Origin of the sequence: Chitinophaga lutea (genome assembly GCF_003813775.1) — a bacterium.
GTDB classification, from domain to species: Bacteria; Bacteroidota; Bacteroidia; order Chitinophagales; family Chitinophagaceae; genus Chitinophaga; species Chitinophaga lutea.
Map to the genome: position 1 here is coordinate 69,157 of NZ_RPDH01000002.1, position 21,923 is coordinate 91,079.

15 protein-coding genes are annotated in these 21,923 nt (G+C 55.4%); 7 read left to right on the plus strand and 8 right to left on the minus strand.

The features are described 5' to 3' along the window. Positions 1–150: 150 nt before the first annotated feature. The 8 genes from EGT74_RS12565 to EGT74_RS12600 form a co-directional block, all read right to left on the minus strand. Positions 151–1,314 carry a FecR family protein gene (locus EGT74_RS12565; protein ID WP_123846940.1) on the minus strand — a complete coding sequence of 388 codons (1,164 nt, stop codon included), beginning with the start codon at positions 1,312–1,314 and terminating at the stop codon, positions 151–153. A gap of 78 nt (positions 1,315–1,392) precedes the next feature. After that, positions 1,393–1,935 carry a sigma-70 family RNA polymerase sigma factor gene (locus EGT74_RS12570; protein WP_158618121.1) on the minus strand — a complete coding sequence of 181 codons (543 nt, stop codon included), beginning with the start codon at positions 1,933–1,935 and terminating at the stop codon, positions 1,393–1,395. A gap of 208 nt (positions 1,936–2,143) precedes the next feature. Then, entirely contained in the window at positions 2,144–3,160 is a 1,017-nt protein-coding gene (locus tag EGT74_RS12575) for an ABC transporter permease (RefSeq protein WP_123846942.1), read from the minus strand. Then, a complete protein-coding gene (locus EGT74_RS12580; protein ID WP_123846943.1) occupies positions 3,102–4,121 on the minus strand; it encodes an ABC transporter ATP-binding protein in 1,020 nt (339 codons plus the stop codon). The genes EGT74_RS12575 and EGT74_RS12580 overlap by 59 nt, the downstream gene beginning before the upstream one ends. A 6-nt stretch (positions 4,122–4,127) precedes the next feature. Beyond that, the gene (locus tag EGT74_RS12585; RefSeq protein ID WP_123846944.1) at positions 4,128–4,982 is read right to left on the minus strand and encodes a COG1470 family protein; all 855 of its coding nucleotides are present in this window, start codon (positions 4,980–4,982) and stop codon (positions 4,128–4,130) included. Between the two features lie 308 nt (positions 4,983–5,290). After that, the gene (locus EGT74_RS12590; RefSeq protein ID WP_220392871.1) at positions 5,291–6,847 is read right to left on the minus strand and encodes a SusD/RagB family nutrient-binding outer membrane lipoprotein; all 1,557 of its coding nucleotides are present in this window, start codon (positions 6,845–6,847) and stop codon (positions 5,291–5,293) included. A 14-nt stretch (positions 6,848–6,861) separates the two neighbouring features. Next, the gene (locus EGT74_RS12595) at positions 6,862–9,975 is read right to left on the minus strand and encodes a SusC/RagA family TonB-linked outer membrane protein (RefSeq protein WP_123846945.1); all 3,114 of its coding nucleotides are present in this window, start codon (positions 9,973–9,975) and stop codon (positions 6,862–6,864) included. 305 nt (positions 9,976–10,280) lie between these two features. Beyond that, on the minus strand, positions 10,281–12,290 hold the full coding sequence (locus EGT74_RS12600; RefSeq protein ID WP_123846946.1) for a hypothetical protein: 2,010 nt from the start codon (positions 12,288–12,290) through the stop codon (positions 10,281–10,283). 253 nt (positions 12,291–12,543) lie between these two features. Between EGT74_RS12600 and EGT74_RS12605 the strand changes: the two genes are divergently transcribed. The 7 genes from EGT74_RS12605 to EGT74_RS12635 all read left to right on the plus strand — a co-directional run bounded on the left by EGT74_RS12605 (position 12,544) and on the right by EGT74_RS12635 (position 21,892). Then, the gene (locus EGT74_RS12605) at positions 12,544–14,130 is read left to right on the plus strand and encodes a calcineurin-like phosphoesterase C-terminal domain-containing protein (protein ID WP_123846947.1); all 1,587 of its coding nucleotides are present in this window, start codon (positions 12,544–12,546) and stop codon (positions 14,128–14,130) included. A gap of 201 nt (positions 14,131–14,331) precedes the next feature. Then, entirely contained in the window at positions 14,332–14,739 is a 408-nt protein-coding gene (locus EGT74_RS12610) for a VOC family protein (protein ID WP_123846948.1), read from the plus strand. A gap of 417 nt (positions 14,740–15,156) precedes the next feature. After that, a complete protein-coding gene (locus EGT74_RS12615) occupies positions 15,157–16,290 on the plus strand; it encodes a trypsin-like serine peptidase (RefSeq protein ID WP_158618122.1) in 1,134 nt (377 codons plus the stop codon). Between the two features lie 6 nt (positions 16,291–16,296). Continuing rightward, positions 16,297–18,537 (plus strand): hypothetical protein, encoded by a 2,241-nt coding sequence (locus EGT74_RS12620; RefSeq protein WP_123846950.1) that lies wholly within the window; start codon positions 16,297–16,299, stop codon positions 18,535–18,537. A gap of 6 nt (positions 18,538–18,543) precedes the next feature. Beyond that, positions 18,544–20,103 carry a SpaA isopeptide-forming pilin-related protein gene (locus tag EGT74_RS12625; protein ID WP_123846951.1) on the plus strand — a complete coding sequence of 520 codons (1,560 nt, stop codon included), beginning with the start codon at positions 18,544–18,546 and terminating at the stop codon, positions 20,101–20,103. Between the two features lie 45 nt (positions 20,104–20,148). Further along, positions 20,149–20,931, plus strand: a complete 783-nt coding sequence (locus EGT74_RS12630; RefSeq protein ID WP_123846952.1) for a glycerophosphodiester phosphodiesterase family protein — start codon at positions 20,149–20,151, stop codon at positions 20,929–20,931. Positions 20,932–20,977: 46 nt separating this feature from the next. After that, complete coding sequence (locus tag EGT74_RS12635; protein WP_123846953.1) at positions 20,978–21,892, plus strand: sugar phosphate isomerase/epimerase family protein; 915 nt, start codon at positions 20,978–20,980, stop codon at positions 21,890–21,892. Positions 21,893–21,923 lie beyond the last annotated feature (31 nt).

The window sequence follows — 21,923 nt, forward strand, 5'->3', positions numbered from 1 at the left end:
CAGTTTTTGAGACCTGAATTTTATGCAGGGAAGTGGTGCAAACACTTCCCTGTTTTTATTCAGTGGCCTATCATACAGATATCTTCATAACAAATAGTATCCTTTCACCGGCAAGGCCGGCGTATACAACGGTTTTTATGTGGTGAATAGTTACGGCAGTACAATGAGCCGCTGCCCTTCTTCGATTCTGAATTTTACGTCGACTTTGGTTAATATTTTAATGACTTGAGATAATTGCAGCGTGGTGGGCAGTTCTCCTTCGAACTGCTGGTCGGGGACGGTGCCTTCGTAAATGACGTCGATGTCGTACCAGCGGGAAAGCTGGCGCATCACCTCGGGCAGGCTGGCCCCATGGAAATTGAAGAAGCCGTTTTTCCAGGCCGTTACCTGATCCACGTTGGCGTGATCCAGGATGGTGACATTACCGCCTTTGTTGCTGATCTGCGCCTGCTGGCCGGGCGTCAGCACGCGGCTTTGCCCGCTGGAGCGGACGCGTACCGAGCCCTCCACGAGGGTGGTTTGAATGTTCGCTTCATCCGTGTAGGCATTGACGTTAAACTGGGTGCCCAGTACCTGTATGTCGGTTTGTTCGTTGATTTTTACGATGAATGGCCTTGCGGCGTCTTTGCTGATCTCGAAATAAGCCTCGCCCGTGATTTCCACGCGGCGCTCTTGACCGGTGAAAGCGGTGGGGTAGCGGAGAGAGGAGGCGGCATTGAGCCAAACCTTCGACCCATCGGGCAGTACCAGCTGGAACTTGCGGCCCCGGGGGGTGGTCATGGTATTAAAACTGGCTTCATCTGCGCCGGATGCTTCGTAGCTGAGGCTGCCGTTCTGGAGCACTACCTGCGTGCCGCTCTGCTGCGCGATGACGCCGTTGCCCAATGTGTCCAGCACAATGGTCTGCCCGTTGCCCAGGGTCAGAATGGCGCCTTCTTTACCGGGCTCCACGTCGTGAGAACTGTTGTTGCCGGCCGTGATGCCGTTGCGGTTGTTTTTCTGCAAGCCATACCAGGCGCCGCCGGCAAAGCATAACACCAGTGCCGCAGCCGCGGCGGCCCACCAGCGCGACCATCCGGAAACGGGCTGGGCGGGCGACTGCCGGAAAATGTTGTCCACCATGCTGTCTTTTTCCCCGGCGCTCAATTGCCTTTCCGGCTGTAAGGAAAGCCAGGCCGCCTCCAGGGCGGGCGTCAGCTCGTCCGGGCCGGTTTTTTCCACCAGCGCGAGAAATTCTTCCTGCTCTGCGGGACTGCACTGGTTCTTCACCCAGCGGTCAAATAATTCCTGAAGTCTGGTGTCGGATGTTTGCATAATTACATTATAGGAACAACGGAAAAATAAAAAAGGGGCTACCGGGAGGGAAATTTTTTTTCTCCCCGGCGGCGCTGTTTAATCGAGATTCATCAGGGCGATCAATAAAAGGACGTCGAGCCGCCGGCTGACGTATTCCATGATGGAGTGGGTGGCATAGCCGATGTATTTTTTGACCGTTTCGCGGGAAAGTTCCATTTCGGCTGCGATTTCGTGGTACTTTTTGCCCTGTTTCCGGCTCAGCAGCCATGCTTTCTGCTGTTGGGGAGGCAGCGCCCTGATCGCTTCCTCCACGATGCTCAGGCCGGCTTCTATGTCTTCCGGTTCTTCGCCGGGCTGCTGCGTCTGTTCCCAGGCACTGTGGCGTTTTTTTTCCCTGATCAGTTTTTTGAGCGCGTTCAGGGCGTGGTTACGGGAGATCACAAAAAGGTAGGTGCGGAAATTGCGGATGTTCGAGAGTGTTTCGCGGCTCATCCAGATCTGTAAAAAGATATCCTGCACCACCTCCTCGGCCATCTCTTTCGATTTGGTCAGTTGCCAGATGTAGGTGTGCAGGTAATCTGCGTAGTCATGGAACAGCTGCCGGAAGGCTTTTTCATTGCCCCGGGATACTTCCTTCAAGAGTGGTTCACTTATTTCTACAACCTTGGTTTGCAAAAGATGTCCCCTTTATTGGGTGTTTGTAAACATATCGAAAAAAGCCTGATGCACGCAACATCAGGCTTTAAAATTTTACAGAAATATGTATCTGCGCGTTCCGGGCTGCCCGCCCGCGGCGCCGTGTGCGTGCCCGCGGTGATACGGGACTGACATACGGTCCGCGGCAGGTTTATGTCCGGACTTCCCTGCGCATGAAAAGATAATACGACAGCGCGAAACAAACGACCGTGGCCGCGATGAGGCCGCACAGCTGGGGCCAGGCCACCAGCAGGCTTTCCCGGAGGCTCAGCGGCGCGGGGATGGCCCCGGCCATCTGCTCGATGGTCAGCGGCCCCAGGCTGCGTACCGAGGGCATCAGCAGGGTGGTGGTAGCGTCTGTGTACAGCTGGCTGGGCACCAGGCGCAGGAAGGTCAGGATGATGTCGTTGTACGACATGAGCTGTTCCTGGCTCAGCTGGTTCGGGTCGGGTAACAGGGCCCGCACCACCAGGTTGAGGATGATCTGGTAAAATACGGTGAAGAACAGCCAGATGGCGATGGCGGTGAGCGCGGAAGTGGCGGCCTGCCGGAACTTCACCGACAGGAGGATCGACAGGTTCAGCCAGAACGACACGTAGAGGATGCTCAATACCACGAAACACAGGATGCGGACCAGCTCGGAAGGCTCCATCTTCACGCCCGTGATCACCAGCCCGCCGCCGATCATCAATAAGCTGAGCGATAAAAACAGGGTGCTGATGACGATCAGTGAGGCCACGAATTTCGCGTTGAGCACGGCATCGCGGTATACGGGCTGCGCGATGAGCCGCACGAGCGTGCCGTTGGCCTGTTCGGAATTGATGGCGTCGAAGCCGAGCGCAATGCCCAGCAGGGGGCCCAGGAAGCCGATGAATACATGGAAGGGCGGCAGCGAACCGTCGGTGGTGGTCAGCAGTTTAAGATACAGGAAAGAGCCGTCCGGGTCGCCGGGGTTGGCCGTCACTTTGCCGATGTTGGCCATGGCCACGTACATCGCGCCAAAAAAAGTGAGGAGTATCAGCCCGGCGAGAATGATGAACCGCCAGCTATGCACCTGGTCGGCCACTTCTTTCCGCACCATCACCCAGAACGGGCTGCGGGCCCGCATCTCAGCGCTTTTTGAATTTCCCGAAAAAAGACCGTTGAAAAAGGCCGCTTGACTTTTCATTGGAGACGTTTTCCTTTAAGTTGTTTTCAAAATACCGGTGATAGATTTCATCGAGGCCGTAGGTTTTTTTCTGCACGCCCATGACGTCGAAACCCTTTCCCACAAAAAAACGGACGATGTCGGGCGTGATATCCTGCATGCCTGCAATCTCCACGGCGTTCCCGGCTACCGCCACCTGCCGGATGCCCGGCAGTTGCAGGAGGTCCGCCTCCAGCGCGCCGTTTTGCTTGTAGGGCGATTGCAGCGTTACCTGCAACGTGTAGGGCGTGGTGCTGAACAATTCACCGGCCAGCGTCTCAATCCCGCCTTGTGCGAGCAGTTTGCCGCCAACGAATATGCCCACACGGCTGCACACCTGCTGTACCTGGTGCAGGTGATGGGACGATAATAAAATTGTAAGGCCCTGGCGCCGGTTGAGTTGCAGTATGAGTTCGAGGAAATCCTTTACGCCCGCGGGATCGATCCCCAGGGTAGGCTCGTCGAGAATGATCACTTCCGGCTGCCGGATCAGTACATCCGCCAATCCGAGGCGCTGTTTCATCCCTCTTGAAAAGGTACCGGCTTTTTTGTGGATGGCCCCTTCGAGCCCGACTTCCACCAGCATTTCTTTGGCCCGTTCCCTCACCCGGGCTTCCGGTGTGCCGTTGAGCCGGGCGATGTACATGAGATTGTCGAGCGCGGTGAGATCGTTGTAGAAACCGACACTGTCGGGCATATAACCGACTTTCCGTTTCACGGCGATGGGATTGCGTGTGGCGTTCAGTCCGCAGATGCGCACCTCGCCAGCGGTAGGTTCGGTCAACCCGAGCAGCATGAGGATAGTGGTGGATTTGCCGGCGCCGTTAGGCCCCAGCAGTCCGAATATTTCGCCCTTGCCGATGGAGAGATCCAGGTTGTCTACCGCCTTCAGAGAGCCATAGGTTTTGGTGAGCCCACGCGTCTCAATGATTGCTTGTTCCATAGTGCACTATCTTCTGCCATATTTACGGATAAGGTAGTAAACGGCGCCGAGGGCCGCGAGTATGATCAGGATACCCAGCCATCCCGTGAGCAGGGAGGTTTTGACCGTCATCCGGAAAGCCGCGTTGGAATTGGCGTTGGCGTTCTTTGCGGTGAAGGTGGTCACATAATCGCCGGCGATGGTTTTGTCCGGCACCTTCAGCCTGGCTACCACCTGTTGCTCCTTGCCCGGCTCGAGGCGCGCGACGTTAGCCGGTGAAAAGGTGGTTTCCCATTGCGGCGGAGCCTGTGCCGATAACTCCACATTGTCGAGCGCGATGGTGCCGGAATTTTTCATCACGAGATGGATCTCTTTCGTGCTGCCTTCGGTAACATCGTCGCTCAACCGGCCGCTGGGTGTGGAAAGCGTAATGGCATAGGCGCCTTTCACGACGGCTTCCAGCGTGAGCTTCAGCGAATCGTGCCCGGAGAGGGCGAGCACGGGAATGGTGTACTTCCCGGGCTTCGTGTCTGCGCCCGGGATGAGCTCGACGGCAATGTCCTGCACCTTCGCGGAATCCATCTGCAGCGAGGTGACCTGGTAGCCTTCTGCTTTGAAAGACAGGCTCCAGCCCGCGGGCGTTTGTGCAGACAACTGGAAGATGCGCGGCACGCGTGCGGTGTTACGCAGCGTGGCATTGTAAGTGAAGGGAGTGCTGGCGGCTGCTTCGAGATTCATGAGCCGCACCGTAAATGGTGATGTTGACTGGCTGCCGGTTTGCGCGATGCCCTGGCGGGCGGCTAAAAACAATACTGCAAATAAAAGAATGGCATTTGCATGCGGCATAACGCGGCGCTGATACTTGCTGATACTGGCTGACATTGCTAACTGAAGATTAATAAATATTAATTATACTTTTTATAAAATAATAGCTATTTACCTTTTTCCTTACAGCAAAGGAGACAGGAACAACTGTTCCTGAATGGCCGCCAATTTATGAAGAAAAATAAAAACTGAAAAGCAAAAAAATGTAAAAATTGATAGGGGACGACGAAGAAAATTGTGCGGGCCACCTTTAGGCGTGGGATTATATCGCACACCCACCGACTGCTGCAGCGGATTTTCGGGAAGCCGGGTCAAAACAAAAAGGGAGCTGCCTGCGCAACTCCCTTTCCCGAAAATTTCTTTCGCTAATTTTTATCCCACCACAACGGCGTGGTGATTTTATCCGGCCCTTTCAGCAGGGTTACCGCATCGCCCATGGCGGCGGCATTGTTCTGCGTTTCCTGCGTCAGGAAGGTAAGCCTTCTGATCCATTGCGTGGCAGGGTTGGTGACATCCGCATTGTCGGAATTCGCCACCGGGTAGAGGCTGAATGCATGGCTTCTCCGGTAATCCGCCCAGGCTTCGCAGCCGTCAGGGAACAGCGCGAGCCATTTCTGCACGGAGATCTGCGCACGCTGTGTGGCGGGATTGGCCACGTCGAACTGCACGGGGAAGTTCACCAGCGCGGGCGAGTTCAGGAAGTCCGCGGGCGCAACGGCCGGCGTCAGCCCGTGGATGTAAGCCTGTATGGCCACATTATCGGTGATGCCCCATTGTTTCATAGATTGTGTGATGCCGGCTTCGTACAGCTCCAGTGCCGTACCGCCCATGCTCCAGCCCAGCGTGGCGCCTTCCGCCCTCAGGAAAAAGGCTTCCGCGGCGCACATAACGTTCTGCGGGGTGGAGAGGTGCGTGGCAATACCGCCCGCTGCCAGAGAGCTCCATCTGGCGCCTACATGCGAGGTGGCGGCAGGAGTGTTGGCGGCGTTGGTCAGTTGTGTGGCGGTCAGCCCGTTCCGCAGGCCTTCAAATGTTTTGGAAGTCACTGCCGGTAAAAAATACACGGGCATACGCGGGTCTTTGTATCCTTTCAGCACGGATTCCATGGCCGCGCTCATCCGGAATTCGTTCCAGTCGCTCATTTGCGACAGGCCGTTGATGTCGTTGCCGTTGAGGCTTTTCTGCATCAGGGCATCGTCTTCGGGGCTGCTCGTCATCACGCCAGCGGCATAAGCGGCTTCCGCTTCCGTTTTGGCGCGCGCAGGGTCTACTTTCGAAATCCGCAGGGCGAGCCGCAGGCGAAGGGTATTCGCGAATTTGATCCACTTGTTCACGTCGCCGCCGTAAATGATATCGAAGGTGCCGAAGGGTTTCTCCGCTGTTTTGCCTTTCAGTACGGTAACGGCAGCCGTCAGCCTTTTGAAGAAATCGTCGTAGATTTTATCCTGGGCGTCATACGGCACCGTGTTAGCCACTTCGCCGGCTTTGAAATAGGGAATGGGCCCCCAGTAGTCGGTAACCCGGTGGAACGCCAGCACCCACACGATGTTGGCGAGTGCATACTCCGCGGAAGTGGCTTCCGTTTTCTGGAAAATGGTTTGCAGTTGCGGCACCGCGCCGGTGTACAGGCGCAGCCAGGCGTTGTTGAACCAGTCCGACCGCATCACGTAGCGGTCTGACGGAAAGGAGGTGGCTACGCAGGCGAAATACTGTGCATATTGGTCCGCATTGAGGTTCTGCGCCGTCTGGTAACTGGTGGCGAACATGGCCTGATCCTGCGCACGGGTGAAAAGGAAAGGCAGTTCCGCCGCATCTATCTTGACGATCGCATCGGAGTTGGTATTGATCGATTCGAACTTTTTGGTGCAGGACGCGGCCGTCAGCAGCAGGGCGCCCATGAATATGGAGAGTGTTTTCATCATTTCAGGTTTTAGTTTTAGAATCCCACTTTCAGGTTAAAGCCCCAGCTGCGTGTAGAAGGCAGGTTGCCGTATTCCACGCCCTGGTAGTTACTGTTGGCCAGGCTCAGTTCCGGGTCGAACCACATCTTCCGTTTGCCCAGCCCCGGTATATCGAGCCTGGAGCTGCCGCGGTACAGCCAGGCGATGTTGCGCCCAACCGCCGATATCTTCAGCGATTTGATGAAAGATTTGGCGGGCACGGGGATGGTATATCCGAACGAGATTTCCCGGAGGCGGAAGCTGGTGGCGTCGTAGGCAAAGAATTCGGCTGCTCCGTACCGTTTGCCGGAGGCGGTTTGCCAGAAGTCCTGCGCGGAGATGGCCGCGTTGACGGGTTGTTTGTTGGCATCCACACCGCCGAGGTTCCATCCGCCTTCGCGGTACCGCTCCGTTACTTCGGGGATGCCGCTGAAAGCAAGGTTCATTTCGGTCCCGGATACGATCGTGCCGCCTACACGGCCATCTGCCAGCACGCGTAGCGAGAATGCCTTGTAGTTAAGCGTGTTGGTGAGGCCGAGGTTGGCTTTGGGATTGAAGTTGCCGATGTAGGTAGGCGTGCTGGTGAGCACCGGTTTGCCGGCCGCGGTCACGAGGCGTTTGCCCTCTTCGTTCGTGGCCCATTTCAGACCGTGCAGGTCGCCGTAGCTGCCGCCGGTTTGCACCACTACCGTGGCCACACGGGCGTCTGTATTGATCGCGAATGTTTTGATGTTGTCGGTCAGTTCGATCACCTTGTTGTTGTTAAACGCAAGGTTGAACGACGCATCCCAGGTGAAGTTGTTGCTGCGTACAGGGGTGCCCGTTAGCATGAACTCCCAGCCGGTGTTCTGGATGTTGCCGGCGTTGATGTACTGCGTGAGATAGCCGGTAGCGGCGGGCACGCTTAAAGACAGCAGCTGGTTCTTGGCATTGCTCTTATAGTAGGTGGCGTTCAGGCCGATGCGGTTGTCGATCAGCCGGATGTCGAGCCCTGCTTCGATATTGCCTACGATCTCTGGTTTGAGATCGGCGATGGGCAACACGGTGGTCCGCCCGATCTGCCCGTTGCCGGCGCTCTGCGTGAAGTTATAGGTGGCGATGCGGATCTGCTCCTGCCCGCCATTACCTACCTGCGCATAGTTCACGCTGGCTTTCAGGAAAGAAATGGGAGTGGGCATTTTGATGAGATCGGACAGCACCACGGATGCACCCGCTGAATAATAAGCGTATGAATAAGGGTCGGGCAGCCGTGAGTCCCAGTCGTTCCGGATGCTCGCATCCAGGAAGATGGCGTTTTTGTAGGAGAAGGCAGCCTGTCCGAAGAGCGACTGCGTCTGGTTGCCACCGGCAGAAGCGGTAGGGAAGGGCGCTTTCGCAAACGCGGTGCTGAAGCGGTTCGGCACGCGGAGCCCATTGGCCTGCAGGGTATTGATGCGGTTGGTGATGTCCCGGAAGATCGCACCGGCATAATAAGTGACGTCAAAATCGCGGGCGATATGGTTCTTTCCTTCGAATATGAGGTCATACCACTGCTGGGTGGTGCGGAGGTTGCTGAGGATGTATTCCCCGCCGGTACCCAGCGCCGCGCGCAGCACGGTACCTTCCATATAGGCCTGGTCGAGCTGATCCGTCATTTTGTCGAGGTTCGCACGGCCCGTTACACTCAGCCAGTCGGTGAGCTGGTATTTCATGGAAAGGAAACCCATGATACGGTCGCGGTTGGCGTTGATCGACGTGTTATAGATCATCCAGTAAGGGTTCTGGTAGATGGATCCCAAGGTAGCTGGCCAGGGCGTTGCAACAGGCGTGCCCTGCGTGCCGATGGTCTGGTAGTTCTTCGCATCGGCCAGGCTCACGTTGCGGGGCGCCTGGTAAATGTCGATCACGGGGGAGTTTTCTTCCCCATTCCGCGGAATATTCTCGATGCGCTGGTTGATATAAGTGATGCGGGCGTCTGTGGAGAATTTCGGGCTGAACTGGTTGCTGATCCGGAAGTTCACGGTATGCCGCATCAGGCTGTTCTCCGGTACCACGCCGCTTACGGCGTTATTGGTGTACGAGAGGTACGACTGCATCTTCTCCGTTCCGGCCGACACGCCGATGTAATTATTAAAGGACACCCCGTTCCGGAAAAAGTCTTTGATATTGTCCGGCTGCGCACTGTAAGTGCCCGGTTTGCCGAGGTGATTGGTGAACGACTGGCCCGTCATCTTTGCACCCCAGCTGTCGCCCACGGATGCGTTGAGCGTGCCGCCGAGGCCTTGCCCGTACTGGTTCTGCACGCGGGGAAGCGAAAACGCGCTTTCAAACGCCACGCCGGAGTTCACGTCTACCGAGAAGTTGTTTTTCTTCCCCTTTTTGGTGGTGATCACCAGCACGCCGTTGCCCGCCTGGCTACCGTACAATGCGGCGGCGGAAGCGCCCCGCAGTACGCTCACACTCTCGATGTCGTCCGGGTTCACATTAGAGGCCCCATCCGGGCCCTGGATGCCACCGAACGTATTGCCGGTCACGTTATACGTGGGGTTGGCGATGGGTACGCCATCTACCACGATCAGGGCGTTGTTGGTGCCCTGGATGGAGCGGTTGCCGCGCAATACGATACGCGCGCCGCTGCCCGGCCCGCCGGAGCCCTGGGTGATGATGGCGTTGGCCACTTTCCCCTGCAGCGAATTGAGGATGTTGTTGGCATCCCGCACTTCGTTCAGTTCGGCGGTTTTAACGGTCTGCATGGCATACACGAGGCCTTTCGACTGCCGTGAAATACCGAGCGCCGTCACCACGATCTCGTTGATGTTCTTGGCCAGCTGTTTCAACACAACGGCGTATTCCGTTCTGTTGTCGACTGTTACCTGCGCCTGTTCGTAACCAATGGACGAGAGCTGCAGCACGGCGCCGGGCGCTACCGTCAGGGAGAAAGTGCCGTCTGCATTGGTGACGGTTCCTCCCTTGCCGTTTTTGATGGCCACGGTAATTCCCGGAACAGCAGCGCCGGTTTCATCCGTCACCTTTCCGGTTACTTTTCTGGCTTGTGCAGCCGCAAAAAATGGAAGCAAGATACCCAACAGGAGCAACGTCAGGTATTGTTTGATACTAGTGCCGTCAAACATGATAGTCTCGATTTTGGTTAATGATAAGGTTCTTCTTTTGTGGAACTCAGATTTTGGACCGTGTTTTAAATATAAACAACCTGTGTCAAATTCACTATGTTTCAGCGAATAAAGGGGGGAATATCTTAAATGAATAGGGGGATTATTATAAATCCCCCTATAAGTAACTGGTTATCAATTTAGTATTTTGCCGTTTTTTAGGATTGTTCTACCCTGAAATCTTCATTACACCATAGCCGAACAGCTGACGCCGGCCGGTATGCGGTTCTTTTTTTTATATCTGGCACTGTTGAAGGGCACCGGGGTTATTTGCTGCGCGGCAGCGACACGGTCGTCTGGTAATTGGAATAATTGTACAGCGGGTTTTTCTTCGGATGGTACAACTTCCCGGGCAGCGGGTTGTCTGCCTGGGTGTACACCCAGATTTCCTCCGGGCTCCAAACCACGATCTCGTCGCGGCAGTCGCCGGTTAAATCCAGCACGGCATTGCACATATCCGGGTGCCCGTCGTCGGGGAACCGAAGCACTTTGCGGCCGCGGCCGTCGTAAACGCCACCTTCCTCCACATTCGCATTGTGAATGAAATACTCCTCCGTTTTGCCGGCCCAGTTCAGCGGTAGCACCATGCTGCCATACTGATTGGGCTCAAAATCGTGGTAGATGTTGCCGTCCGCATCGTAGAAATGAATGATGCCCTGATTGGCCCAGAAGTTAATGGTGACGGTCTCGAGCCCGGGCAGATCGTCCCGGAAATTGGCGACTGAGGGGTTCTGCGCATGCCCGATGAAATAATGCCGGAGCATGTTGCCCTTCACGTCCGTGAAAAACATGCCCTCGTCGCTGGCGGCGCAGAGTGTTTGCAGGGTGCCATTCTGTTTGAAGTCCACGATGGCCACGCCATCCGCATGATCTTTCAGCATTTTTTCATGGCTCCAGCGCACGGTACCGTCACTGTTGAACAGCGTATAGCCGATGAGCAGTTCGTCTTTCCCGTCGCCGTCGGTATCCAGCGCAAAGGGGTAGTGGCCGGTGTTGCACGACGCCTGCCAGAGCGGGTTCAGTTTATTGTCGAGCGCCCACAGGTGACGGTAACGGTCTTTGATGATGATGTCGCCGGCATAACCCTGCCCGCGCAGATCGCAGAAAAAAAGACAGTCGCCGAGGATGCGCTCCCTGCTGGAGTCGGGCAGCATGGGGGTGGGGCTTTTATATTTTGTTTTGCCGGTGGCGGCGTCCGCTACGATGATCTCCTTATTCATGCAGTACACCACTTCATTTTTGCCGTCGTTGTCGAGGTCGTGTACCTGGAAAGCCACATCATTGGTAAGATGATCTTTCCAGAGATCTGGTTTGCCGATCTGCCAGAGTCTTTCTCCATCGAAGGTCATGGCCGTCAGGCAGCTCAGTTCGCTGCGGTTATCGGCCGGGCCGTGGTGTACCACCTGCCCGATGAGCACATCTGTTTTCCGGTCGCCGTTGAGGTCGCCGAAGCGCAGGTTCCGGCCCACACCGAAACCCGGCGTAGCTATTTTTTTCCAGAGTACCATGCGGGGATTGGCGGCCTGCAAGGCGGTTTCTTCCTCTGCCTTGACGGCCCTGCGGTGTGCCAGCAGCTGTTGCGCGGGAGCAGGCATGGAAACGGCGACGCGGCTGAACGCAGTGGGCATGTCGGCCAGCAAGGCAATTTTTCCTTCCCGGAAGGTGGTGTCGGTGACGCGCAGCTGCGGGCCACCGGTAAAGCCTGCTTTGATCTCGTCGCCCTGAACGGTCACCGTGGCATCGAGGTAGCTGCCGGGCCTGAAACTAAAAGGCTGCTCCTCCAGGAGCCACTCATCGAGCTTCCGGAATGCACTGCCATGCCGCACCAGTTTGAGCACCGCCCTGTCGTTTTCTATCCCGAAGAAATAATAACAGCGGTCGTTTCGGTACCGGAAGGCAACGCCGCTCTGGCGGCGACTGTCCGACGGAGCAAACCGCACCTGCAACGTATAGTCTTTCCAGAATTCGTGACCGGTAACGAGCATGGGATGATAGTCTGCGGTCGGAGGGTAGGAAAGATGCTGCACGACGACCCTGTCGCCGCCGTCTGACCGTACCAGCCAGGAATTTTGCGTGGCGAAGCGGAAGGTAGATTGTGCCCAGTTGCCTGCCGGCGCCGCTTCCCGCAAATAATGATACTCCGTATGCGCGCCCGTCCGGGAAAACATGGGGCCGCTGGGCAGGGCGTTGAAATCGTCGGAAAAAATCACCGCACTTTTCGGGCTGCAGGATGCCAGCATGGCCAGCCCGGCCACCAGGAAGGATAGTTTGTGCATTACCGTAATGTTTAAAGAAAGGAATTCATAACGTGGGCGGTCAACTTCACCCGATGTTCCGGGCCGCCGGATACTAATTTATGCAAACGGTTGCATTAAAACAACAATGTATTGCCCCGCACGGTGTGAATGCGTACTTTCGGTGGAGGGCCGCCGGGGACACGCATATATATTATACTCTTAATGAAAACTTAACCCGCCGGCAGTGAAGACAATTAAAAGAAATCGCATTCTTTACGCAAAATTAGCTTCAATGAACAGGTTTAGAAAAACAAGCAGCCTCTCCGCGGCGCTGCTGATCGCTTCCATGGGCTGTGCACTGGCGCAGTCGGCCGTTACCGGCGTGGTGTATCAGGACGCGAACGGCAATGGCAAAAAAGACAAAAAAGAAACGGGTATCGCCGGGGTTTCCGTGAGCAATGGGGTAGAAGTGACGGTGACCGACGCACAAGGCCGGTACCAGCTGCCCGTGGGCAACGATAACATGATTTTCGTGATCAAACCGGCAGGCTACAAAGTGCCGGTGAACGCACTCAACCAGCCGCAGCACTACTATGCGCATAAACCCGCCGGCTCGCCGGCGCTGAAATACAAAGGCGTGCCGGCCACCGGTAACCTGCCGAAATCAGTAGACTTTCCGCTGGCGAAATATGAAGAAAGCGCCGACTTCACCGCGCTGGTGTTCGGTGATCCGCAGGCTTACAACCTCGACGAGATCGGGTACTTCTCCAAAAGCATCGTGTCTGAAGTGAAAGGCATCAGCAACGTGGCCTTCGGCCTGAGCCTCGGCGACCTCGTTGGCGATGATCTCAGCCTGCACAATCCCTACATCAAAGCCGTCAACGAAATCGGGCTGCCCTGGTACAACGTGCTCGGCAATCACGATATGAACTACGACGCCGTGGCGGATTCACTGTCTGATGAATCGTTTGAAGCAGGGTTTGGCCCCGCCAACTATGCCTACAACTACGGCAACGCTCACTTCATCGTGCTCGACGATATCCTTTATCCCGATCCCCGCGACGGTAAAAGCTACTGGGGCGGCTTCCGGAAGAGCCAGCTCGACTTCGTGGAAAATGACCTGAAACACGTGCCGAAAGACAAACTCATCGTGTTGTCGTTCCACATTCCCCTGATGCACAACAATGAAGACGCATTCCGCAACGCCGACCGGCAAAGGCTGTTCGACATCCTGAAAGATTTCCCGCATACACTGTCCATGTCTGCCCACACCCACCTGCAACGCCAGAACTTTTACGGCAAAGCGGAAGGCTGGCAGCAGGAAAAACCGCATCATGAGTACAATGCCGGCACCACTTCGGGCGACTGGTATTCCGGTGAGATCGGCAGCAAAGGTTTCCCCGACGGTACCATGCGTGACGGTACGCCGCGTGGTTACGCATTTCTCAACATCCGCGGCAACCAGTACACGATCGACTACAAAGTGGCCGGCGCACCGAAGGACTACCAGATCAAACTGTTCCACCCCAAAGTGGTGAACCAGGAGAAGCCGGGCGCTGCGGGTATTTACGCCAACTTTTTTATGGGCGATAAAGGCAGCAAAGTGGAATACCGCGTCGGCAATGGCGAATGGAAGAAGATGGTGTATGTCGAGGACGCCGATCCTGCATACGAAAACGAACTGTATAAATGGGATACGACGGAAGAGCTGCTGCCCGGCCGCCGTCCCTCCAACCCCGAAAACTGTACCCATCTCTGGCGAGGCCCCGTGCCGCGCGGACTGGCGGCTGGCGAGCACCAGATCGAAGTGCGCGCTACCGATATGTTCGGGAAAACGTTTACCCAGATAGGTAAAATCCGATACGCATTGCCCAAATGATCAAATAGCTGAAATACCTGAAAGGCCGCCGGTTTAACCAGCGGCTTTTTTTATTGCCGCAGTGTGGTTATTCCACGCACGTACGGGATGATATCGTTGGGTTGCCGTTGAGCATCCACCTCGCAAAAAAATGGCAGGATAGCAGCAGTAACTGTTGGGAAAACCCGTGAAGAAATATTGATTTTCACTTAAATTTGAAGCATGCAAAAAACGATCACCTTCCTGATGTTTTCCGGCCCGCAATTCGGCAAGGCGGAAGAAGCCATGCGGCTGTATGTTTCCCTCTTTCCCAATTCCGCCATCGATCACGTTGATTATTACAAAGCCGGCGAGCCGGGTGGCACCGAAGGCACTGTCAAACACGCGCGGTTTACGCTGGCAGGGCAGGCGTACATGGCCATCGACAGCGGCTGGGATCACCAGTTCAATTTCACGCCTTCCGTGTCGATTTACGTGAATTGCGAAAGTGAAACGGAGCTGGATACACTGTACGCCAAACTATCCGCGGACGGCAGCGTGCTGATGGCGCCGGGCGATTACGGCTTCAGTAAAAAATTCACCTGGATGGCAGACCGCTTTGGTGTTTCATGGCAACTGAATTTGGCCTGATACAATGTTGTTTGTTTTTATAGCGCGCTCCTGCGTTGGTGGGTAGCGGCGTGTTTCTACGTAAAATATTTTCACCTGCTTCATTAACAAAACAAATTTTGCAATTACTCCGGAACGCTGTAATTTAACAGCTGTAAGAGTTTTGAAGAGAGAACCGTCCCTAAGTACCGTTAAACCAATGAAGAGCGCTGTAAGTATGTAGAGAAGTATAGCCCCTTTTTATTGATTATTCCTATAACTAATGTATTGCAGATGAAATTGACCCCAATTACGTTGGTTGCATTCGTTGTAATATTACATTCCTGTACCCGTGGCGCCAAAGAAGATACCGGCGTTGTCCAGGATTCCTCCGCAACCTTTCCAGAACCCCCTCCGCCGCCTCCGGAACGGGCGTCTCCGCAAATTTACTGGCCGAAGATGAACAAGGAACAGGCCGAAGAATTGTCCAGGCAATACCCCACATCGGCGATGGTGGAACCCGATCACCTGATGCTGGTGGAAACGCTGGCGGACGAGTTTGAACCGGAAGAAGTGCTCCTTGAGTTTATGCGCCGCACCGGCGATATGAAAGGCGATACCATTTTCCCGCCCCGCATCCGCGGCAGGTACCCCATTGGCGCGATTCCCGGGATCCTGGAGAAAAACAGGCGGCTGCATCCCCTCACGGACATGGATGTGTGGGGCCTGCTGGAGCGATCAGGTTTCAGGAGAGGGTTCCGTGTGATCATCGGGGAAGATAACCGGGAAGAGGTGCGGTACAATACAGGCGATCTGGGGAATGCACATCCCACAAGAAAAGACATGAACAACGCCGTAGGCGTGGCCGCCGTGGTGCATCGCGATTATCTGAACGTTCTGAAAAACGGGAATTTCGAGCTGAAAGGGTATAAAACACTGCAGGAGAAATATGAGCTGTGCCCCGGTGAGGCGTTTTTCCAGCAGCCGGCCACCGCCAACTGCAGCGCGTTTGCGGTAAACGACTCTACGCTCGTTACCGCGGGGCATTGTTTTTCGGAACAAACCGCCGGCAACTACTACTTCATTTTCGATTATATCGTGGGCGACAATAATCTTCCCTCGGGGAAATTCCTGGCGTCGCAGGTGTATACCGCCAAAAGCGTAAAGAGATATTACGATCCGCCGAACAACCGTGATCTCTGTATAGTCCGCCTCAACAGGAAACTGCCCCGTCAGCGGGTGCGCGAGCTGAACGTGCCCGGTCCGTGTGATCCGCTGGGTTCCTATTACGTCATCGGCTGCCCGGGCGGCGTACCGCTTAAACTGGCGGGCAAGGCGAAGATCATGAGTAACCTTCATCCGGCATTTTTTACGGTAGACAGCGATACCTACAAAGGCAATTCCGGTTCGCCGGTGTTCAACGCACTGACCAATAAAGTGGAAGGTTACCTGATCGAGGGCGGCAGGGACTATATCCGCAACCCCAAAAACATTAAATGTTACGTCTCCGTATTATGCCTCGATCACGATTGCAGGGGCTCGAAAGGCGAAAAAGTTATCCGCAACTCTCAATTCATTCACCTGTTAAATTAAAGACCCATGAAGAAGTGGTTCCCGGGATGGCTGATGCTGTTCCTGCTTTGGAGCATCACCTTACCCGCGCAGCAGATTACGCTGGACAGCAACGGCCGGGTGACGCAAATGAAACTACCGGACAAGCCGGCGCCGTTCGCCATTTCCATCAGCAGCCGCTTCGACAACGAAGCCATATGGCGCGGCGTCAGCGATGCGCTCTCGGAGAAGCTGGATGCTACCGTCCGCAACCTGAAAGATACCGGCCAGGCTTATCTGCAGTACTACGATCAGTTGTGGACCACCACCGTACGGGCGCAGGTAGTAAAGGAACTGGAGGCGATCGGCAGCTGGCTGAAGGATGAACAGGCAATCGTTACCGCGGTGCATCTGCGGCCGTTTTTCACGGCGCTGCAACAGCTTCGCGCGGCAGCCGGCAACAAAGGGTTTTACGAACTGAACGGCCGGCCGCTGGGCAGCCGGAATACCGTTACCACGGATGTGTACGACGATGTGGTGAATGCCTATCACCTGAAAATTACCGCCAACAGCCTGTACAATAAATTCCTGACGGATCTCTTCCGCACCACCTTCCCGCTGGCAGACAACAGCGGCCTGAACCAGCTGTCCGCCACCGATTTCAACACCACCACCGAAACCGCCCTGAAAACCCTGCTGGACAGGGCGCAGCAGCTGTCGGGCGTTCATGTCAATAACATGGACAGTGCGCGGCAGGATGCGATTTTCCAGTTGGATGCGGACGTGAACGCCAACCCGGTAGTGACGGCGGTGCAGGGGAGCGCCTATTTCAAAAACTGGGTCTGGATGCGGAAAGGCGAGCCCACCATCAATCCTTTCGAGTTGAAAGCGAAAGACGAAGCGCGCGGGCGGCAGCGGCCCCGGCAGTTCACCCGCAACGAAAACAAATCGCTGCTGGGGGAAATGACCAGGGGCAACCGGTTGCTGAACGACATCCTGCTGCCGGCTGATGATCAAAAGAATGTACGCAATATTCACTATTTCCGCCTGGGCGCGGCGTTGAACAAAACCAACGAGATCAAAACGCCGGTGCGGGGCAACGAGAATGTAAAGATCAATATGCATAACACCGGGCAGGAGGAAAGGCTGGAGCTGCTCCTGTTATCGAAGGAAGCGCACAGCGGCCGCAACAACTTTGTGACCGGGCTCGATACGAGCGTTTCCATGCTATTGCGGGTCATAACGCTGATGAACCCTACTGCCTCCCTCTGGGGAACCGTTGGCGGCCTGCTCGGCGGCGCCAAAAGCGCTGCGGAAGCGGAAGCATTCACCGGGGCAATGTTGCTAAGGGACTCGGTAAGACCCGTAACGGTTATCTGGAGCGCACTGGAGACGGATCTTCGCAAGCTGAACATGTACAATGCGTTTCTTTTCGAGTCGTCGAAAAAGTGCCCGGACGTTATCCGGCTGGTTCATGAGGGGAAAGTCGACGAGGGGGAAACATACATCCGGCATTACGTGGAATGTTATATGAAGGCCTATGATGGTTTTGCCACCGCGTTGGAAAGGTTGTCGATCGACAGCCTGGTAATCGCCAATACCTACACGGCCGTTTGGGAAAGTAACCTGCCGCCTTCGGACGTAAGCCTGGCGCCGCCTTCGGCCACGCCGCTATTCAGAACTGAAATACTCGAAACCGGTGAAGTAGACGAAGATGTGACCAGCAAATACGCCGTCAGGAGTTATTTCTCCCGGCCAGACACCGCTGCGAAAAGAATGGTGAAAGACAGCCTGACGGCGGCGACGTTCAGTATCAAAAACGGCAAGCTGAAATGGGTGGATGTGAGCGCCGGTCTGGCGTTTACTCTGCCGAACAAATACTACGGCATCAACACCGTTACCTTCAATACCAATGCCGCACCCACTATCACCACCAAACGGGAAACCGTGAGCGTGGTGGCCGGGCTGAACATTTATGTGGCCCGCATCAACATGCTCGACGATCACTGGTTCCATTCCCCGAAATGCCCGTTCTACAGCCGCCTGTCGTTTTTCGTGGGACTGAATATTCCCGATGTGATGAACCATTTTTACCCCGGTATTTCTTACGATCTCATACCCGGCTTCAAGCTGGTGGGAGGGGTACATCTTTACCGGCATACCAAATACCGGATCAGGAACAATGCGGAAACGGACAAAACGGTTTCGCTGCACGATGCGGGGCCGTTCCTGTCGCTGAACATCAGCCCTGACATTCTGCTGAAAGGCTTCAATGTGTTCAAAAAATAACAGACCATGAAAAAACTATTATACATATTGGTAGCCATGCTCCTGTCGGCCTGCGTGAAAGACGGTCACGACGCGGGAGACGATGTGAAGGGCACCGGCAGTATCTCCGGGCAGCTGAGCTACCAGGATAAATTCAACGGCCGCGGAGAGCAGCGCCTGCTGGCCAACAGGAAGGTGTACCTCAGTTATATTCCCGGCGATTCGGTGAATTACATTTATTATGCGACGACCGACGCGCAGGGGAACTTTACCTTCAAAAGGGTGTACGAGGGGCGCGATTATATGCTGTTTTTTGCGGACAGCGTCAATGGCATCCACTTCTCAAAATATCTTACCGTTACGGCGTCGAAAGACAGTGTGAAGATGGTGGCCGAGAACGATACGCTGCGCCAGAACGGCATGTTGTTTTACGTGCTCGACAACCAGTTGCAGCCGTTGAAAGACGTGGAAGTGGGCCTGTTCAACAACGGGGAGATCTTTCAATCCGACACCACCAACAAACTGAGCATCGATCAGAAAAAGTCGGACATGTACGGCCGGGTGATTTTTTATAATTACAAGGAAGGGCGGTATTATCTGCGCGCCAAAACCAGCAGTCCCGCCGGTGCTATCTCGGCCGACACTTCTTTCGGCTTCCGCGGCGCCGGTATCAGCAGCGATACCATCCTTATGAAAACAACGCTGTCGCTGAAAAACACATTGATGGTGCGCACAGTGGACGAATCCGGGAAGTTGCTGCCCGGCATTCCGTTCTGCCTGTACAACAATCCTTTGCAGTTCAACATCGAAACCTGCGCGTCCAGCAACCGTAAGGAAACCAGCGGGGCGGACGGTACGCTCAAGATCACCAATATACTGCCGGGCGAATATTACCTGTATGCCGAAACGAAGGTGAACAATACCGATTACCGGGGCAAACTCACCGTCACGGTGAACGCATCCGGCCAGACGAACGCCGACATCGTGCTGAAAAAAATAACGCCGAACGAACTGGCGGTGCGGGCGGTGGATGAAGCGGGCAACCCCTTGCCGGGCATCGCCGTGTGTATGTTCAACAACCCGCTGCAGTTCGGGATAGAAACCTGTGCAGGCCATTACAGAACGGAAACCACGAAAGAAGACGGGCTCGTGAAATTCAACACGCTGTCTGCCGCCAATTATTATCTATATGCCGGTGCCACATTTAATAACATGGAATACCGGGGCAAGGCTGTTATTTTTGTGAATGCGGCCGGGCAAACGAATGCGGACCTTGTGCTGAAGAAAGTGCTGCCGGCCAGTGAGCTGGAAATCACGGCCCGCGACCATGCCGGCACGCCGGTGAACAGCACCAAGTTGTATTTCTTTACGAGCAGGGTGCTGTTTGATGCCGATACCACACTGGGCAATGTGCGCGAAGTCACCACGGAGCAGAATGGGAAAATCACCATTCCAAACATGCCGGAAGGCAGGTATTACATCCGTGCGAGGGTGGTAGTGGGCGGCCAGGTGGTGATGAAAGGCGCTGATTCGGTGACGGTAGTGAATTCGCCGGTGAAGATCCTGAAAACGGTATATGTTCAATAAAAATAAAGAGCAGGTGTGAGCCTGCTCTTTCAAAAACTTTCCACCATGTTGTCTTTTCTCTTTACACTGCTTGTTGCCTGTGTGCAGGAGCAGCCGCCGCTGCCGGCGGGCCGCCATGCATTTACGGTCATCGCTCACCGGGGCGATCATGCAAAGGCGCCGGAAAATACGCTGGCGGCTTATCAGCAGGCTATCGACCACGACCTGGATTACATCGAGGCCGATCTGCGCACGACGCGCGACGGACGGCTGGTGATCATGCACGATAACACGGTGGACCGCACCACGAACGGGAAAGGCAAAGTAAGAGAGCTCACGTTCGAGGCTATCCGGCAGCTGAAAACCGACGGCGGGCACCAGGTGCCTGCTTTTAAGGAAGTGCTGCAGCTATGCAAAGGCCGGGTGCATATTTACCTCGATTTTAAAGATGCAGATGTTAAGGCCGCTTTTGAAGAGATCAAAGCCGCGGGGATGGAACAGCAGGTATTGGTGTATGTCAATAAGGGAGCGCAGTATGCGGCCTGGAGGAGCATCGCGCCGGCCGTTCCGCTGATGGTCAGTCTGCCGGAAGATGTACGGGATGCAGCGGTGCTTAACGCGTTTCTCGACCGGCATCCCGTGTCGGCGCTCGACGGCGGTTATAAACAATACACACGGGAGATGGTGGAAGCGGCGGTAAAGAGAGGCGTGGCCGTATGGCCCGATATGCTGCACCCGGAAGAAGGGCCTGCATTGTGGAAGGAAGCCATCGCCCTCGGGCTCCGCGGCCTGCAAACCGACCGGCCCGCCGATTTCGCGGCGTACCTTCGGGAAAATGGCATTCGTTAATTGGCATAATTCAGCGTAAATTAGGTGGCTACCAATCTTCCATGTTATGAACCACAGCCACCACCGCCGGTCGTTCCTGAAAACGATGGCCACCCTGCCGGTATTGGCCGCCACGCCGGATATTTTAGTGGCAGCCGCCGCGGAGCCGGGTAAAGGCCATAAGCTTCGCATCAGCCTGAATGCTTACTCTTTTAATGCACCGCTCCGCGACGGAAGCATGGGTCTCGACGGGCTGCTGGAGTTCTGCGCAGGCACGCCGATAGAAGCAGTTGATCTGACAGGTTATTATTTCCCCGGTTACCCGGCCGTTCCGCCGGATGCATACATTTACCACATCAAAAGGAAAGCTTTCCGCCTGGGCCTCGACATCAGTGGCACGGGCGTGCGCACAGACTTCACCAACCCCGATACCGCCAAACGCAAAGCGGACGTTCAGCTCGTGAAAAACTGGATAGTGGTCGCCGCCAAACTCGGTGCGCCCGTGATCAGGATATTTGCCGGTGCTCCGGCGCCCGCGGGGAAATCGTGGAACGACGTTGCCGCACGGATGATGGAACACGTGCAGGAGTGTGTGGCTTTCGGGAAAGAGCAGGGTGTGATCGTGGGGATGCAGCATCACAATGATTTTATCAAAACTGCGGAACATGTGCACGCGGTGTCGCGGATGATCACGTCCGATTGGTTCGGGATCATCGTGGATACGGGCAGCTATCAGTCCGGCGACCCGTACGCGCAGATCGCAGAAACCGCCAAATATGCCGTGAACTGGCAACTGAAAGAAAACGTATTTATCAACGGGAAAGCTGAGCCGGCGGATGTTCCCAGGATCATCAGCGCTATCAGAGCATCAGGCTATAAAGGGTACGTGCCGGTGGAAACCCTCGGCCCCGGCGACCCTCGCGTGAAAGTGCCTGTTTTCGTGGAGAAAGTAAGGAAGGCGCTGTTCGGTGAAGCGGGATAAATCGCTATTTTTACCGTTGCAAACAAAATTA

Bases quoted from the DNA above. Each gene is read 5' to 3' on its own strand.
- EGT74_RS12635 (WP_123846953.1), top strand. From the start codon at position 20,978: ATGAACCACAGCCACCACCGCCGGTCGTTCCTGAAAACGATGGCCACC.
- EGT74_RS12605 (WP_123846947.1), top strand. From the start codon at position 12,544: ATGAACAGGTTTAGAAAAACAAGCAGCCTCTCCGCGGCGCTGCTGATC.
- EGT74_RS12610 (WP_123846948.1), top strand. From the start codon at position 14,332: ATGCAAAAAACGATCACCTTCCTGATGTTTTCCGGCCCGCAATTCGGC.
- EGT74_RS12575 (WP_123846942.1), bottom strand. From the start codon at position 3,160: ATGAAAAGTCAAGCGGCCTTTTTCAACGGTCTTTTTTCGGGAAATTCA.
- EGT74_RS12600 (WP_123846946.1), bottom strand. From the start codon at position 12,290: ATGCACAAACTATCCTTCCTGGTGGCCGGGCTGGCCATGCTGGCATCC.
- EGT74_RS12615 (WP_158618122.1), top strand. From the start codon at position 15,157: ATGAACAAGGAACAGGCCGAAGAATTGTCCAGGCAATACCCCACATCG.
- EGT74_RS12585 (WP_123846944.1), bottom strand. From the start codon at position 4,982: ATGTCAGCCAGTATCAGCAAGTATCAGCGCCGCGTTATGCCGCATGCA.
- EGT74_RS12620 (WP_123846950.1), top strand. From the start codon at position 16,297: ATGAAGAAGTGGTTCCCGGGATGGCTGATGCTGTTCCTGCTTTGGAGC.
- EGT74_RS12625 (WP_123846951.1), top strand. From the start codon at position 18,544: ATGAAAAAACTATTATACATATTGGTAGCCATGCTCCTGTCGGCCTGC.
- EGT74_RS12590 (WP_220392871.1), bottom strand. From the start codon at position 6,847: ATGATGAAAACACTCTCCATATTCATGGGCGCCCTGCTGCTGACGGCC.
- EGT74_RS12580 (WP_123846943.1), bottom strand. From the start codon at position 4,121: ATGGAACAAGCAATCATTGAGACGCGTGGGCTCACCAAAACCTATGGC.
- EGT74_RS12630 (WP_123846952.1), top strand. From the start codon at position 20,149: ATGTTGTCTTTTCTCTTTACACTGCTTGTTGCCTGTGTGCAGGAGCAG.
- EGT74_RS12565 (WP_123846940.1), bottom strand. From the start codon at position 1,314: ATGCAAACATCCGACACCAGACTTCAGGAATTATTTGACCGCTGGGTG.
- EGT74_RS12595 (WP_123846945.1), bottom strand. From the start codon at position 9,975: ATGTTTGACGGCACTAGTATCAAACAATACCTGACGTTGCTCCTGTTG.